The organism is Vibrio toranzoniae (assembly GCF_024347655.1).
Taxonomy (GTDB): Bacteria; Pseudomonadota; Gammaproteobacteria; order Enterobacterales; family Vibrionaceae; genus Vibrio; species Vibrio toranzoniae.
Genome location: NZ_AP025515.1, coordinates 1,303,144 through 1,318,514, shown reverse-complemented (window position 1 = coordinate 1,318,514; position 15,371 = coordinate 1,303,144). Strand labels below are relative to the sequence as shown.

Here is a 15,371-nt window from a genome sequence, read left to right as displayed (position 1 = left end):
TATCCTAATACCTAAAGTTAAGTTGAGGTAAAGAGCTAATTTGTATTTATTTTGAGAGCGTTTTTAGTTCGCAAATTATGTAATGGGCTCAACGAACCATAAGGTAACGATGTCCAAATCCGTAATCACTCAAATGAGCATCTAGAAAAAAACGAGCCACTTGGGCTCGTTTTGCATTCCTTTCTATAACAGTTCGGCTCTAACCTAAGAAACCGCCAGTCTGATGCTGCCATAACTTGGCATAAACACCATTCAGTTCGAGGAGCTCTTGGTGTGAGCCTTGTTCGATAACTTGTCCTTGGTCCATAACAATTAAACGATCTAAAGCAGCAATGGTTGATAGTCGGTGGGCAATCGCAATTACCGTTTTACCTTCCATTAACGCATCAAGGTTTTCTTGTATTGCTGATTCAACTTCCGAGTCCAATGCCGACGTTGCTTCGTCCATAATCAGGATAGGAGCATTTTTAAGAAGCACTCGCGCAATGGCAACACGTTGACGTTGTCCACCCGAAAGCTTAACCCCACGCTCACCTACTTCTACGTCATACGCTTTATTGCCATTTTCATCTTTCAACTCTTGAATAAAGTCATGAGCATGCGCTTGTTTCGCTGCAGCAATCACGTCGTCCATACTAGCTGCAGGGTCGCCGTAAAGAATATTCTCTTTGATTGAGCGATGCAGTAATGAAGTGTCTTGAGTGATCATGCCAATATGTTTACGCAACGACTCTTGTTCAACTTGAGAAATATCTTGTCCGTCAATACGAATATGACCACTGTTAACATCATAGAAACGCAATAATAAATTAACCAAGGTCGATTTACCTGAGCCAGAACGACCAACAATACCAACCTTCTCTCCTGGCTTGATATTCAGTTCAAGATCGTTAAATACCGATTTCTCTTCATTGTAGTTAAAGTGAACCTTATTAAACTCAATTGCACCTTGTTTAATTTCTAATGATTTTGCATTTTTAACATCTTTAATTTCAACATCATTAGAAATGGTATTCATACCATCGACAACTGTGCCGATATTTTCAAATAATGAGCTAACTTCCCACATGATCCATTTCGACATGCCTTGAACTCGAAGGGCTATACTAATACCCACCGCTATCGCCCCTATCGTTACACTGGCGTCGAGCCACAACATGATAGAAGTAGCAGCAATTGAAATAAGTAATAGGTAGTTAATTGCGTCCACGCTCAATAATAAGCATGTCACCATTCGCATTTGGCGATAAACAGTTTTCAAAAAGCCTTTCATGCTGCTTTCAGCGTAATCGAGTTCACGTTGAGAATGTGCAAAGAGCTTAACTGTCGAAATATTCGTATAAGAATCAACAATACGGCCCGTCATGATAGAGCGAGCATCCGCTTGCACTGTCGCTATTTGTTTCATTTTCGGAATAAAGTAGAGTTGAATAAAAATATACAGTACTAACCAAATTAGAATTGGCAGCATTAAAATGAGGTCAGACTCACCCATCATCCAAATCATTGAGATGAAATAAACTGAAATATACACCAATACATCAAGAAGTTTCATCACGGTTTCGCGTACTGCTAATGCACTTTGCATAACCTTGGTAGCGACACGTCCAGCAAAATCTCGTTGAAAAAAGCCAACGGCTTGCTTCAACAAATAACGGTGAATTAGCCAACGAATTGACATTGGATAGTTACCTAGCAGCGACTGGTGCATGATCATCGAATGGAAAAAGCCCAACGTTGGCATAATCACAACGACAAGGATCAACATATTCTTGATGCTGTCTCCTTGATCTTGCCAAAATGTTTCTCTGTCTTGATTGGCTAATATATCAACCAGCTCCCCTAGGTATCGCAATAAAGCCACTTCTGAAATAGCGATCAATGCACTTAGAATCGCCATTAGTACCAAAGGCACTTCAAAACCTCGGGTATAAAAACGACAAAAACCAAATAAACTTTTTGGCGGTTTTTCGGTCTCGTGTGATGGAAATGGCTTCGTAAGGTTTTCAAACCAATTAAACATAAGTAGTAATACCTGTCTTGTGCTATCGGGGGACGGGGTCGCCATTATCAAGATTTCTTCAGACTTGTGTAGCTTTTTTTTGAATCTATCAATAGATGCGCAAACATATCAATTTGTAATTGAAAAACTAAAAAACAGTCATTAGCGCTTAGCCGATATGTAAACACCTACAATTATCAAATATTGATCACGCAATAATTTTTCAAATTGTCACCTTAATGTGATCTAGATCTAATTATGATTATTATCAACTAGGTATACTCGCAACAAAAATGAGAACCATTATCACTACTCTTTGCATTAAAAGAGCGAGTAACCAATCAGTACAGTGGAAAAATAATGACCATCCTAAAACCAAAAACGCTTAGCCTTGCTGTTAAGCGAAGCCTAGTAGTGGGCTCAATTCTTTTACTTCCGACTCAATTTGCTTTTGCGACAGGCACTTCAATAGAAGAAGTAGAAACGATCACCGTGACAGCTCAAGCATTGAAAGTAGAAACCCCTGCAAAAGAAACACCTAAATCCATTTCAATCATATCTGAAGATGAATTGCGTGTTCGAGCACCACAAAAACTGGATGAAGCACTGCGCTATACATCAGGTGTAACTGCACAGCCATACGGCGCTGACAATGACACTGATTGGTTCAAAATTCGTGGTTTTGATGCTGCAACTTACCTAGATGGTAATCGTCTGTTTCGAGATGGTTATTACACATGGTTAGTCGAACCATACGGCCTAGAAAGTGTTGAGGTGATTAAAGGCCCTTCTGCTGTACTTTATGGTGAATCAGCACCTGGCGGCTTAGTTAATGCTGTTCAAAAGAAACCAACTTTCGCACCTCAAGGCGAAGTTAAGATCGAGGTGGGCAACAATAATCACCAAGCGGTCGGATACGACATTGCTGATGATGCGAACGAAGATGGCAGTGTACGTTACCGTTTAGTCGGTTTAATGAAGAGTGAAGATGGCGAACTAGACGGTACAAGCAATGAACGCTTCTACATTGCGCCAAGCTTTGAGATTGATATTTCTGATCGCACGATGCTTACCGTTCTAGCAAGCTACCTTCATGATGATGGTGTACCAACGAACCCTTTCTTCCCAGCAGCAGGCACATTGATCGGCTCGAATTTTGGCCACATTGACCCGTCAACGAACCTTGGTCAACCTGACTACGACAAGTATGAACGAACTCAATTCTCATTAGGCTACTTGCTAGAGCACGAACTTAACGACACGTGGAAGCTTTCTCAAAACCTGAATTATGGTGCTAACGAGCTATACCTTCGCAGCTCTTACGCCTTCTCAAACAACGATCCATCTGTTGAAGAACTTACGCAAGGTATCGTATTCCGTGATGGTAAAAACGAGAGCATCACCTTCGATAATAATGCAGTCGGTAACTGGATCACTAACAACGCTGGACACACGGTGTTAGTTGGCATGGATCTGCAATACCACAAAACCGATGGCCTAGAGCAAGACAACTATGCGTTTGGCACGATCAATCCGTCAAACCCAGAATACGGCAACTTCACCCCGCTTGATTCTGCAAACAATATCAAGCGTGAGATCTCGAAATCTCAAGCAAGTCTGTACTCACAATACCAGCTTAAATTACACGATCAGTGGATTGGTAACGTTGGCGCTCGCTACGATTGGGTTAAAACCGAGAATACAGGAAAAGGCACAAACGTTGCTCAAAGCGAATCTCGCGATGATGGTGAATTATCGTTAAGTGCTGGCGTAATGTACCTTGCTGAAAACGGCTTATCGCCATACGCAAGCTACTCTCAATCGTTTGAAGTTATCAGTACTATCGATGCTTCAACAAACGAGCTATACAAGCCACTTGAAGGCGAACAGGTTGAGGTAGGTGTTAAATACGAACCTAGCTTTATCGATGGATTTGTTAATGTTGCATGGTTCGATATTGCTCAGAAGAATGCACTCGTTACAGATCCTTCTACTTGGGTAGCAACGCAAACAGGTGAAGTAACATCGACAGGTGTTGAAATCGACGGTGCAGCTCAGCTTACAGACTCTGTAAAACTAATGGCAAGTTACACCTATACGAAAGCAGAGACTGATGAAACATTTGGTAAAGGTAAGCAGCAAGCAGCACTTATCCCAGAGCATCAAGCATCAGCTTGGATTGATTACAGTGCACAAGCGTTTATTCCAAACCTCAATATTGGTACTGGTGTTCGCTACGTTGGTGAATCAAAAGACAACCCTAAGAGCTCAGATCTAACGGTTCCATCTGTGACACTTTGGGATGCAGCGGTAACTTATGACATCACCTATCAATGGCAAGCACAGCTAAACGTGAACAATATTCTTAACGAAGAGTATGTGTCTGGTTGTGATTACTGGTGTTACTACGGTCAATCTCGCTCTGTAATGCTAAATGCAAACTATAAGTGGTAACCCGCTCATAGCTCACTAAATATAGCGTCCCCCTCCTATGAGGGGGCTTTTTCGTATCTATAGACAACTAAATTTATGTACCAACTCTCTGATATTAAAGTTTGCCGCGGTGGACGTACCATTTTTCAGGTCGATGACTTATCAATTCCAACTGACGAACTCACCATCGTACTTGGCCACAATGGTTCAGGTAAATCGACACTGGTTAACCTTCTTTCTGGCCAAATGGCCGCTGACGAAGGGAGAGTGTCAGTAGACGGCAACATTCTGACCGATTACAAAACCAAAGAGCGAGCGAAGAAGATCGCTTATCTGTCACAGAAACTACCTGCATCGGCAGGCCTAACTGTGCGTGAATTAGTCAAATTAGGCCGCTTTCCTTGGCGTGGTGCCTTGGGGCGTTGGAACAGCGAAGATACCTCTATTATTGAAGCGGCTATGGAACGGACGGGGATAACACAATTTGCCGACACCTTAGCCGACCAATTATCGGGTGGTGAACGCCAACGCGCTTGGGTCTCAATGCTCTTAGCACAACAATCGCCAATACTTATCTTAGATGAGCCAACATCCGCGTTAGACGTCCACCACCAGTTTCAACTCATGCAATTATTGTCGGAACTCAACAGAACTGAAAATGTCGGTATCATTGTGATCCTGCACGATCTTAACCTCGCGCTTCGCTATGCCACTCATATTGTTGCATTAAAACAGGGCCAAATTGCGTTTGAGGGACCTGCTGACATCTTGCTGGATGAACAACGTCTATCCAACTTATACGAATCATCGATTCAGTTGATTGACCACCCAGCCCCAGGAAATAGCGTAGCGAGTCAAAAGGTTGCGGTTGTATGCGCCTGATTAATGTTCACCTTCGTCTACTTGTCATCGTGGTTTCGTTGTTGGTCTCATTTTTCAGCCATGCTGCTGAGATGATTGAAAACCAAGTCAGTTCACATCGTTTTGCCGAAACGCCAAAGCGAGTTGTGGTTCTCAATTGGGATCTCCTTGAGCAAGTATTGGCACTAGGTGTCACGCCAGTGGGCGCACCGGAGCTTGCGAGTTATCGACTTTGGGTGGTAAAACCTGAAGCCCCAAAAGAGATTACCGATATTGGTTCGCGCTCAGAGCCTAACTTAGAGCTGATTGCGAATCTCAAACCCGACGTAATTTTAGCGGCGTCACCACAGCAAGACATTTTGCCGATCTTGGAGCAAATTGCGCCTGTGGTTTACCTACCCAATTTCACTGAAAAAGAGAATGCCGCTAACACTGCAATAGCACACTTTAAAACCATTGGTAAGCTACTCGATAAAGAAGACATCGCAAAGCAACAGTTAGCAGAGGTGGAAGTTAAACTCTCTGAATTGAAGCAGAAGCTCGCCCCCTACTACGCACCAAACACCGACTTGGTCGTGATGCGATTCTCTACATTGAATTCTGTGTTCTTGTATTCAAATAACTCTTCGACACAATACGTGGTGTCACAGCTTGGCTTTAATAACCCAATTCCCGTTAGGCCGAGAGCATGGGGAATTCAACAAACTCGCATCAACACGTTGCAACAAGCAGGTGCGAGTTATGTTCTGTATATGCAGCCCTTTCCTCAAGAAGAAAAATTGAAAGATGCCCGCCTATGGCAAGCTCTACCTTTTGTGAAAGAGGGCCGAGTCAATTCAGTGCGATCTGTGTGGAACTATGGCGGAGCAATGTCATTGCTTTATTTAGCTGAAGCCATTACAGACAGCTTAATTGAGCTGGCGGAGGACAAATGAACATCAAATTAGTCTCCTCTTCCTTAATGGCACTTGTTTGCTTCGCGATTTTCAGCCTACAGATTGATACATCACTCGCATTTGACCAGCAATTCAGCTTAATCACGACACCAAGCTCTGCCACCAGCTTTGATGAGATCTTCTTTATTGACTCCCAACTCCCACGTCTAGCCATGGCGATATTAGTGGGTGCGATGCTTGGGCTGGTCGGAAGCTTAATGCAACAACTGACACAGAATAACCTCACCTCACCGCTCACCCTAGGCAGTTCATCCGGTGCATGGCTAGCGCTTGTTGTAATGAATGTTTGGTTTGTCGATTACGTTGCAGATTACTCAGCATTGGCTGCCATGGTCGGTGCATTAGTGGCGTTTGGGCTTATTGTGGCAATTGTCGGGCTCAAGAATATGACGGGGCTTCCTTTGGTGGTTTCTGGAATGGTCATTAATATTTTGCTCGGTTCAATCGCTGCAGCAATTGTAGTACTCAATGCTCAATTTGCCCAAAACGTATTCATGTGGGGCGCAGGCGATCTTACCCAATACAGTTGGGATTGGTTCGAATGGTTGCTGCCGAAGACGGGTATTGCGCTCGTTTTATTCCTCATAGCCCCAAGAATTCTGACATTACTTCGCCTTGGCCAAGAAGGCGCAACAGCAAGGGGGCTACCCGTAGTTCCTGCTTTTACCTTGCTAATGGTAATGGGTATTTGGTTGGTTTCAGCCTCAATTACCGCCGTTGGCATCATTAGCTTTATTGGCTTACTCACACCAAATATTGCCCGAGCGTTAGGGGCGAGAACACCGCGGCAGCAACTGCTATCAAGTGCTGTACTCGGCGCTGGGTTACTGATCTTTACCGACACGCTAGCCATGCTACTGACGTTTTGGTTTGAAGAAACGATTCCTAGCGGAGTGACAGCAGCGGCGATTGGTGCGCCGGCGCTCATTTGGTTTAGCCGTAAACCTTTGCACGCGCAGGATCAACTCAACCTCTCGATGGGTGAAGGAAAAAGTCGCATCTCAAGATCAACGATTGGCCTTATCCTATCCGCTTGTTTGATCGGCGGCTTGCTTTATATTTTCGCAACTACGACTTCAAATGGGTTGATCATGTCTTCTCCAAATGAATATCAATGGCAGCTTCGCTGGCCCCGACTCATAACCGTAATATCAGTAGGTTTAGCGCTATCGGTTGCTGGTGTGATCTTACAGCGCTTAGTCTATAACCCTTTGGCAAGCCCTGATATTTTAGGGGTCTCCTCTGGCGCTACCTTTGCTATTGTCACCACAACTCTATTTGTTGGAAGTGCATTCTCCGGTTCTGAGTGGATGGTTGCATTCCTAGGCAGTGTAACGGTGCTTATTGCGTTACTTCTACTAGGAAAAAAACACAACTTTAATCCGTCTAACTTCATTTTGTCTGGTATTGCACTTACTGCAATGCTCGAAGCTTTCATCCAGTTCTCACTTGCTAAGGGAACGGGCGATAGTTACAAAACACTACTATGGCTAACCGGATCTAGTTACCGCGTAACGCAAGAGCAAGCCATGCTGTTACTTACCGCTAGTGCGACATTAGTGTTAATCGTACTGATGTTATCTCGATGGTTAACCGTGATTGCTATTGGCCGTCAGTTTGCCAACGCTCGCGGCTTGAATGCTAACCTAGTAAATGTGGTTGGTCTCTCTCTGGTAGCATTACTGTGTGCTTTCTCGACCGCAACAATGGGACCGGTAGCCTTTGTCGGCCTTGTTGCCCCTCATATGGCAATGATGCTCGGCGCAAAGAAAGCGACACCGCAACTGCTCACCGGAGGAGTCATTGGAATTACGCTCATGATTTGGGCGGATTGGCTTGGGCAAGTCGCGATATACCCATTCAATATTGCTGCCGGCACATTAGTATCAATAATGGGAAGTGGCTATTTCTTATTACTAATGATGAAGAGTCGTTTTAGATAACAAGCCGTATGTGAATCATCGGCTATACGATTCGATTTAAAGCAATAAGGGCAAAATACTTGCCCTTACCTTGTTTAATACTCACTGATCTAGTTCTAACGCTTGATTGTCAAAACCTATCACTACCATAGAATCAATCCACTTCCGTAAATGATAATAATTATCGATAATGGTTCTATCAACTCAGATGAACCGCTTTAGGATAATACGATGATCAAGACAATCACTTTTGCAGCTATTCACTTTACCATTGCAACCTTGGTCGCTTTTAGCTTAACAGGCGACTTCCTACTCGGTAGTTTGATTGCCATGGTCGAACCTTCAGTTAATACGGGTGCTTTTTATCTACATGAAAAAACTTGGCAAAAAGTCGCCTTTCTAAAGCGCCGAGAATCCATGACTCAAGTGAAAACAGCCAGCTTTGCCACCATTCACTTTAGCGTTGCGTTTACGGTAACTTATGCATTAACAGGCGACGCTTTCCTCGGTGGTTTAATGGCAACAATAGAACCTGCAATAAACTCTGTGGCTTACTTCTTCCATGAAAAAGTATGGTTACGCAGAAGCCAGAATGCCGATTATATCAATAGAAATGTTGTCACTGGATAGGAAGTACGGGGTATGTCGACAGAGGCATGCTCCACTGTTCATGGCTTTTTTGTAACTGTCCCTATTTAGCACAAAATCTTACTCGTGACATTCGTCAACCATCTCAACTTCATTTCAATGAAACATCGACGTTGCTCCGGATCTTCAATAGAACGACCTACATTTTTCCTAAAGTTTGTCATACTAAATTATAAACGCGTCTGTTGGTCAATCAACAAGGCTGGCATGCTCACAAAGAGCCGTATCACGCACTGCATAATAGGAGGCACTTCATGCCAAGCGAACAATGGAGTAAAGACAGCTTGAATACACTTTCAGTGATAACTGTAGGCGGTCGCCACTATCACTATTACAGCCTGATAAAAGCCGAAAGCACATTGGGCGATCTAAGCCAGTTACCTTTTTGTCTGAAAGTCCTGCTGGAAAACCTTTTGCGTAATGAAGACTCTTTTGCTGTCACTCAAACGCATATAAATGCCATGGCTGAGTGGCTCAAATCGCGCAGGTCTGATACCGAGATCCCATTTCGACCCGCTCGAGTTCTCATGCAAGATTTTACTGGCGTTCCAAGCGTCGTGGATCTGGCAGCGATGCGGGAAGCGGTACGGCTGTCAGGTAAAGACCCTGCATTAGTTAACCCTTTAACCCCTGTTGACTTAGTGATTGACCACTCGGTGATGGTTGACCATTTTGGTGATACTTCATCCTTCAAAGATAACGTCAGTATTGAAATGCAACGAAACCAAGAACGTTATGAATTTTTAAGATGGGGGCAACAAGCTTTTGATAACTTCCGCGTGGTTCCTCCAGGAACGGGGATCTGCCACCAAGTGAATCTAGAGTACTTGGGTAAAACCATCTGGTATAAAGAATTCGACGGAAAAACGATTGCCTACCCTGATACGCTTGTAGGGACCGATTCGCATACAACAATGATTAATGGCTTAGGCATTTTAGGTTGGGGAGTGGGCGGTATCGAAGCTGAGGCGGCCATGCTAGGCCAACCAGTTTCTATGCTTATCCCTGAGGTGGTCGGCTTCAAAATTACCGGAAAATTGCGTGAAGGCATTAATGCAACCGACCTTGTGCTCACCGTGACTGAGATGTTACGCAAAAAAGGGGTCGTTGGTAAATTTGTCGAGTTCTATGGGGATGGGTTGAAAGATATGCCCGTAGCCGACCGAGCAACAATTGCCAATATGGCACCTGAATATGGCGCAACATGTGGCTTCTTTCCGGTCGATGAGCAAACATTAAAATATCTAGAGCTTACCGGTCGAGAAGCCTCTCAGATAGCTTTGGTCGAGGCTTACTCCAAGGCTCAAGGGTTGTGGCGCGAGCCAAATCATGAACCGATTTACACTGACCACCTAGAACTTGATATGGATAAAGTGGAAGCAAGTGTCGCCGGGCCTAAACGACCCCAGGATCGCGTGGCTCTTAAAAATATTAAGTCAGCATTCGACCTTTTCATGAAAACAACAGAAGTGACACCACAGGAAAAAGATAAGAAAATTAAACGAAACAAAGATCAGATCAGTACCGACAATAACGCTCAACGGATAACCAACGCCAATTTAGATATCGACAGTGTGAAAACGCATCTCATGCCCGGTTCGGTGGTCATTGCAGCAATCACCTCCTGTACTAACACCTCGAACCCGAGCGTCATGATCGCTGCTGGGCTGATAGCCCAAAAAGCAATAGAAAGAGGATTGCAAACCAAGCCTTGGGTTAAGACATCTCTTGCTCCGGGATCCAAGGTCGTCACCGATTACTTGAAAGTCACAGGACTTCAGGAAAGCTTAGACCAACTGGGATTTAACTTGGTGGGTTATGGGTGCACCACTTGTATTGGTAACTCCGGTCCTTTGCCGCCTGCCGTAGAAAAGGCCATTATAGATAACGATCTTACCGTCGCTTCAATGCTTTCAGGGAATCGTAACTTTGAAGGCCGGGTTCATCCTCTGGTGAAAACTAACTGGCTGGCCTCGCCACCATTGGTGGTCGCGTACGCACTTGCAAGCAATGTGCGACTTGACCTAACTAAAGACCCTTTATGCATTGATGCGAATGGAGATAACGTCTATCTCAAGGATCTCTGGCCAACTCAGCAAGAAATCGATGAAGCCATGCTGCGCGTAAAAACCGAGATGTTTCATAAGGAATACGGCGAAGTGTTTGAAGGTGATGACAACTGGAAAGCGCTTAAAGCTCCGGAAAGTAAAGTCTACACCTGGTCCGATAACTCGACCTATATTCAACAGCCACCATTTTTCGTCGGCATGCAAACACAGCCTGACGCGATTGAGAATATAAAAAATGCGAGCATATTAGCGCTACTGGGTGACTCGGTTACGACCGATCATATCTCTCCAGCAGGTTCTTTCAAACCAGACACTCCAGCAGGTATATACTTGCAATCTCATGGTGTGGAGCCTACAGATTTCAACTCTTATGGATCTCGACGAGGAAACCATGAAGTCATGATGAGAGGAACCTTTGCCAACGTGCGGATCCGAAATGAAATGCTGCAGAATGTAGAAGGCGGCTATACCACGTATATACCTACCGGTGAGCAAATGACGATTTACGATGCTGCCATGAAGTATCAGGAAAATAACACCCCTTTGGTTGTGATAGCCGGGAAAGAGTATGGAACAGGATCGAGCCGAGATTGGGCAGCAAAAGGCACCCGCTTGTTAGGTGTGAAGGCAGTAGTGGCCGAGTCTTATGAACGAATTCACCGTTCCAACCTCATCGGTATGGGCGTTATACCGTTACAGTTCCCACAAGGCACCGACAGGCTAAGCCTTGGGCTCTGTGGCAAAGAAACCATAAACATAGAAGGTCTATCAGGAGAAATTCACCCCGGGCAGACATACACCATGCTTATAAACTATCCCGATGGCACGAATAAGCGCTGCAATCTGTTATCGCGCATCGACACGAGCACTGAAGCCACCTACTTCACACATGGCGGTATCCTGCATTATGTGGTGCGGGAGATGCTAAAAGAAAAATCATAGCAAGTTAAATCGGCTTATCTGAAGTGCAGTGCCTACTAAGGCTTGAAGGTGAGCCGTTCCCTTGTTTGAGGAATAGAACTTGGTGCAATGTGCCCACCAACTAAACCAGAAGACGAAAAATTGAAACCTAGAGCATACCATCAAGCCAATTGCTTGAGGGTGTTTTGAACCGATATTTTCAGAAATGCCTGATGATCATACGAGTCAAAATTCAGGTCTATGAAGCCTCTGGACAGAAGCTTCTTAGAGCCATCACATTGATAATTTGCCATGGGGTAAAATTCAGTCTGAGAGGTGTCTAGACAAAAAACTTGCTAGTACCTTTTCTAATTTCATAGATGACCAATTACCACTGGTATTAAATAGTAAGGAGTCATTCGTTATGTATTTTTTAGCTAACTGAAGATATCTAGCATTGATGACTTATACTATATACAAACATATTAATTCGTTCAATGATACGTTATGATTAACAAATTTAATATATAAGATAGATTTAATATTTACCGGAGTGATTCATTGAAATTTCATTATTTTACTTTTTTGTAGCAATATTTTTAAGTGGTTGTTCAACAGTTCCAGATGTAAAGTTGACTAAAGAAAACTTCGAACATCTGAAAACTATAAAACTCGAATCAAGTGAAAGTGACAACTCGATACTAACTGTAATAAGTACGGTTCATCTTGAAGGTTCGGGCTTAACTCCAGTAGGCGGAGATGGTTTAGGTTTAAAAGAAAAAACCCTGATTTTTATGGATGAAAATCAAGTTAGTTTAAATCAGATTATTCAGAAACAATTTTACGAAAAAGTAGAGCAGGATAACGTTAAAGTAGTATTTGACGATAGTTCCCCAAATAGACTCGTCATTACACTTAATCATGTCGTTTTAGGAAAGGCTCCGGGGTTTCCTGGTAGTTTTGACGTCCGCTACAATATTACTGCTCAATTACTTGATGGTAAAGAAAACATACTGTGGTCGTATACTCCTTTGATACCATTCATAGCCGATGGATACTCTATATCTTTGGTTGAACTCTTTTCATCCGAAGAGTCAATGACTCACTTCTTTAGCTCTGCCTCAGAGCCTACTGTGCAAAGGATATACGACCATTTTATGGAAAACTTAATTTAAGTGATGTGACTGTTTCTGATAACCAATCAAACAATTAACTCGATATAGAATCGTACTAAAAGTAATTTCGATTCCAAGATAAACCACGTTACAAACCTCATAATTGGAATCTTCTGATTATGAGGTGTATTTGGGCTAGTTTAGTTAATCCACAAAGGTGGATTTCTGTGCGAAGCTAATGAAGCGACACCAACGAGCTATTTATACCGCACTTTTACTCTACGCACGCTATCGTAATCACGATCTTTTCCCCACGGAACCACACATGTCAAGTAGCTCATAACGTTGGTACCCGTCACGAATTAGGTAGCGTATAGAAAAAACTAGCATTAATGTATGTAGACCTGCTGCTTTAACTCATTTTGGACATTTTCGTGCTATCTGATTCTCCCAGAATAATGTGGGAGAGCATTGTGTTACTCTCCCACATTAGATCATTCAGCAGCCTCTTCTACTTTATAGTTTTCTTTCCAATACCTTGCGAGAGGTAGCATTAACATGTGCAAAACAAGCCACCATAAATACTTCGGAGCAGTTCCCCAATAGGTTGATGCAGACATATACCCATGCGATAGCTGATTTCTTAGATCTCCGTAAATCTTGTCTAACAGGATTACTTGCAGGTTACTGGTAATATCAGAACCAAGAGTATCGATAATGGCTTGATGTCCTAGCAATGCTTTTATGCCACTTCTCTCTTGAGAACTATCCCCATGTAATGTGGAAGGTTCTTCTCCTCTTTGTCTTGCTAGGTAGCGGAGAGAGTTTTCGATTTGCGGCACTAATAAGTGACACGCAGTCATAAAATATCTATTGAAGCCTGCTAATAATGTCTTCACTACTTACAATATTAGCGATACTTGATACTTCCGCGAGCGCGGTTAAATGTACTTCTTTGGCAGGAATGATCTGTTCGAAAATAGATAAATCGCATGTTGCACAGGCATCATGAGCAATCGTGGTATTTAACCCATACTCCAGGGCTGATCGTGCGGTACTACTAATGCACATGTGTGTCATCATACCGGCTAATACAACATGAGTAATACTCAGCTCATCTAATACTTCGCTTAGCTCTGTTCCCGCAAATGAATTTGGGTAGTTTTTGGTGATAATACGCTCACCATGTTTAGGCTCAACACTAGAATGAATCTTTTGCCCGTGCGTTCCTTCAAGCATAAATTTCAATTCTGGTCTCGCAGCTAGGTGCTGAATATGAATGATAGGCTTCTGTGATTCACGGTAGAAAGTCAATAGCTCCTTTGCTTTGCTTGCCACAGTCATAGGGTTGTTCAATGGCATAGCACCACCTTCAAAGTAATCATTCTGAATATCTATAATAATTAGTGCTTGGTTCATAGTCGTTATTCTCCTTGATTTGAGATTAACAACTTTACTCCGATCATTAGAACGATATAATGTCCAAAATTGACATTAAAAGGTCATATATGGACAGCAGCAAAATAGCAGTCACCGTTCTTGTTACTGAGCACGCGATGCGCTCTGCTATAGCGGGGATAGAAGACATTTTATCGATTGCCAACCATGTGAATAGTCATCCACTTTTTGATGTCACGGTTACGCTACCTGAGCAGATCAACATCGCTGATACCCCAGATCTAGTGTTCATTCCTCCTAGTAATCTCGGCTCATTAAAACGGTATGATGAAAAGATACTTAAAGTACTTAAGCACTGGTACTCACAAGGCTCAACATTGGCTGCAAATTGCGCAAGCGTTTTTTGGTTAGCCCATGCAAAACTTCTCAACCAACGAGCAGTGACAACTCATTGGAAATTATGCGACCAGCTTGCTATTGATTTTCCAGAAGTGTTGGAGGTTAAACAACATGAGATGGTTGTTGATGAGGGCCGAATTATTACCGGCTCCGGCTTGTTCGCATTTCAGGACTTAACACTGCACGTCATTGCACGTCATGGTGGTTATGAACTCGCCAAAGAAGTTGCTGATATTTGCCTGTTAGATTTTACCGGGCGACTGCAGGCTCATTATGAACGGTTTATGCCTGATTATACCCACGGCAATAACGTCGTCCTGAAAGCCCAAAAATATTGCGAACACACCCCATTAAACGAGCAAAGCAATCATGCAATGGCTGAGCTTTGTTATGTCAGTGAACGAACGTTGACGCGTTTATTTAAAAAGGTATTAGGTTTAACCCCTCAGCAATACAGGCTGCGTTACAAGATGGATATCGCCAAGCGCGAAATGAACATAAATAAACTCACCATCGAACAAGTAGCTTTTATGACTGGGTACAATGATATCAGCAATTTTACGCGTGTCTTTAAAAAGGTCGTAGGGATCAGTCCCAATCAATACCGTTCACGTTTTTTATAACTTATTTTTGGACATTTCTGAGTTACATGGATTACTAAATTAGCG

General features: G+C 43.2%; 11 protein-coding genes. 8 read left to right on the top strand and 3 right to left on the bottom strand.

Annotated elements, in window-relative coordinates:
• Positions 1-199 precede the first annotated feature (199 nt).
• Complete coding sequence (locus OCU50_RS20205; RefSeq protein WP_060469743.1) at positions 200-2,023, bottom strand: ABC transporter ATP-binding protein; 1,824 nt, start codon at positions 2,021-2,023, stop codon at positions 200-202.
• A 339-nt stretch (positions 2,024-2,362) separates the two neighbouring features.
• On the opposite strand from OCU50_RS20205, the gene OCU50_RS20200 reads away from it, so the two are divergent.
• The 7 genes from OCU50_RS20200 to OCU50_RS20170 all read left to right on the top strand — a co-directional run bounded on the left by OCU50_RS20200 (position 2,363) and on the right by OCU50_RS20170 (position 12,966).
• Entirely contained in the window at positions 2,363-4,456 is a 2,094-nt protein-coding gene (locus tag OCU50_RS20200) for a TonB-dependent siderophore receptor (RefSeq protein WP_060469744.1), read from the top strand.
• Positions 4,457-4,531: 75 nt separating this feature from the next.
• Positions 4,532-5,317, top strand: coding sequence for an ABC transporter ATP-binding protein (locus OCU50_RS20195; RefSeq protein ID WP_060469745.1), 786 nt, complete (start codon positions 4,532-4,534; stop codon positions 5,315-5,317).
• Positions 5,308-6,231 carry an iron-siderophore ABC transporter substrate-binding protein gene (locus OCU50_RS20190; protein WP_082710385.1) on the top strand — a complete coding sequence of 308 codons (924 nt, stop codon included), beginning with the start codon at positions 5,308-5,310 and terminating at the stop codon, positions 6,229-6,231. The genes OCU50_RS20195 and OCU50_RS20190 overlap by 10 nt, the downstream gene beginning before the upstream one ends.
• A complete protein-coding gene (fhuB, locus tag OCU50_RS20185) occupies positions 6,228-8,195 on the top strand; it encodes a Fe(3+)-hydroxamate ABC transporter permease FhuB (RefSeq protein ID WP_060469746.1) in 1,968 nt (655 codons plus the stop codon). The genes OCU50_RS20190 and fhuB overlap by 4 nt, the downstream gene beginning before the upstream one ends.
• A gap of 210 nt (positions 8,196-8,405) precedes the next feature.
• The gene (locus OCU50_RS20180; RefSeq protein WP_060469747.1) at positions 8,406-8,804 is read left to right on the top strand and encodes a DUF2061 domain-containing protein; all 399 of its coding nucleotides are present in this window, start codon (positions 8,406-8,408) and stop codon (positions 8,802-8,804) included.
• A gap of 272 nt (positions 8,805-9,076) precedes the next feature.
• Complete coding sequence (gene acnA, locus OCU50_RS20175) at positions 9,077-11,833, top strand: aconitate hydratase AcnA (RefSeq protein WP_060469748.1); 2,757 nt, start codon at positions 9,077-9,079, stop codon at positions 11,831-11,833.
• A gap of 590 nt (positions 11,834-12,423) precedes the next feature.
• On the top strand, positions 12,424-12,966 hold the full coding sequence (locus OCU50_RS20170) for a hypothetical protein (protein ID WP_201023962.1): 543 nt from the start codon (positions 12,424-12,426) through the stop codon (positions 12,964-12,966).
• 434 nt (positions 12,967-13,400) lie between these two features.
• Here the strand turns inward: OCU50_RS20170 and OCU50_RS20165 are convergent, their stop codons facing one another.
• Both OCU50_RS20165 and OCU50_RS20160 read right to left on the bottom strand, forming a co-directional pair.
• Positions 13,401-13,769, bottom strand: a complete 369-nt coding sequence (locus OCU50_RS20165) for a DUF4209 domain-containing protein (protein WP_060469750.1) — start codon at positions 13,767-13,769, stop codon at positions 13,401-13,403.
• Positions 13,770-13,776: 7 nt separating this feature from the next.
• Positions 13,777-14,325, bottom strand: a complete 549-nt coding sequence (locus OCU50_RS20160; RefSeq protein ID WP_060469751.1) for a cysteine hydrolase family protein — start codon at positions 14,323-14,325, stop codon at positions 13,777-13,779.
• 89 nt (positions 14,326-14,414) lie between these two features.
• On the opposite strand from OCU50_RS20160, the gene OCU50_RS20155 reads away from it, so the two are divergent.
• Entirely contained in the window at positions 14,415-15,326 is a 912-nt protein-coding gene (locus OCU50_RS20155) for a GlxA family transcriptional regulator (protein WP_235588173.1), read from the top strand.
• The last annotated feature ends 45 nt before the right edge of the window (positions 15,327-15,371 follow it).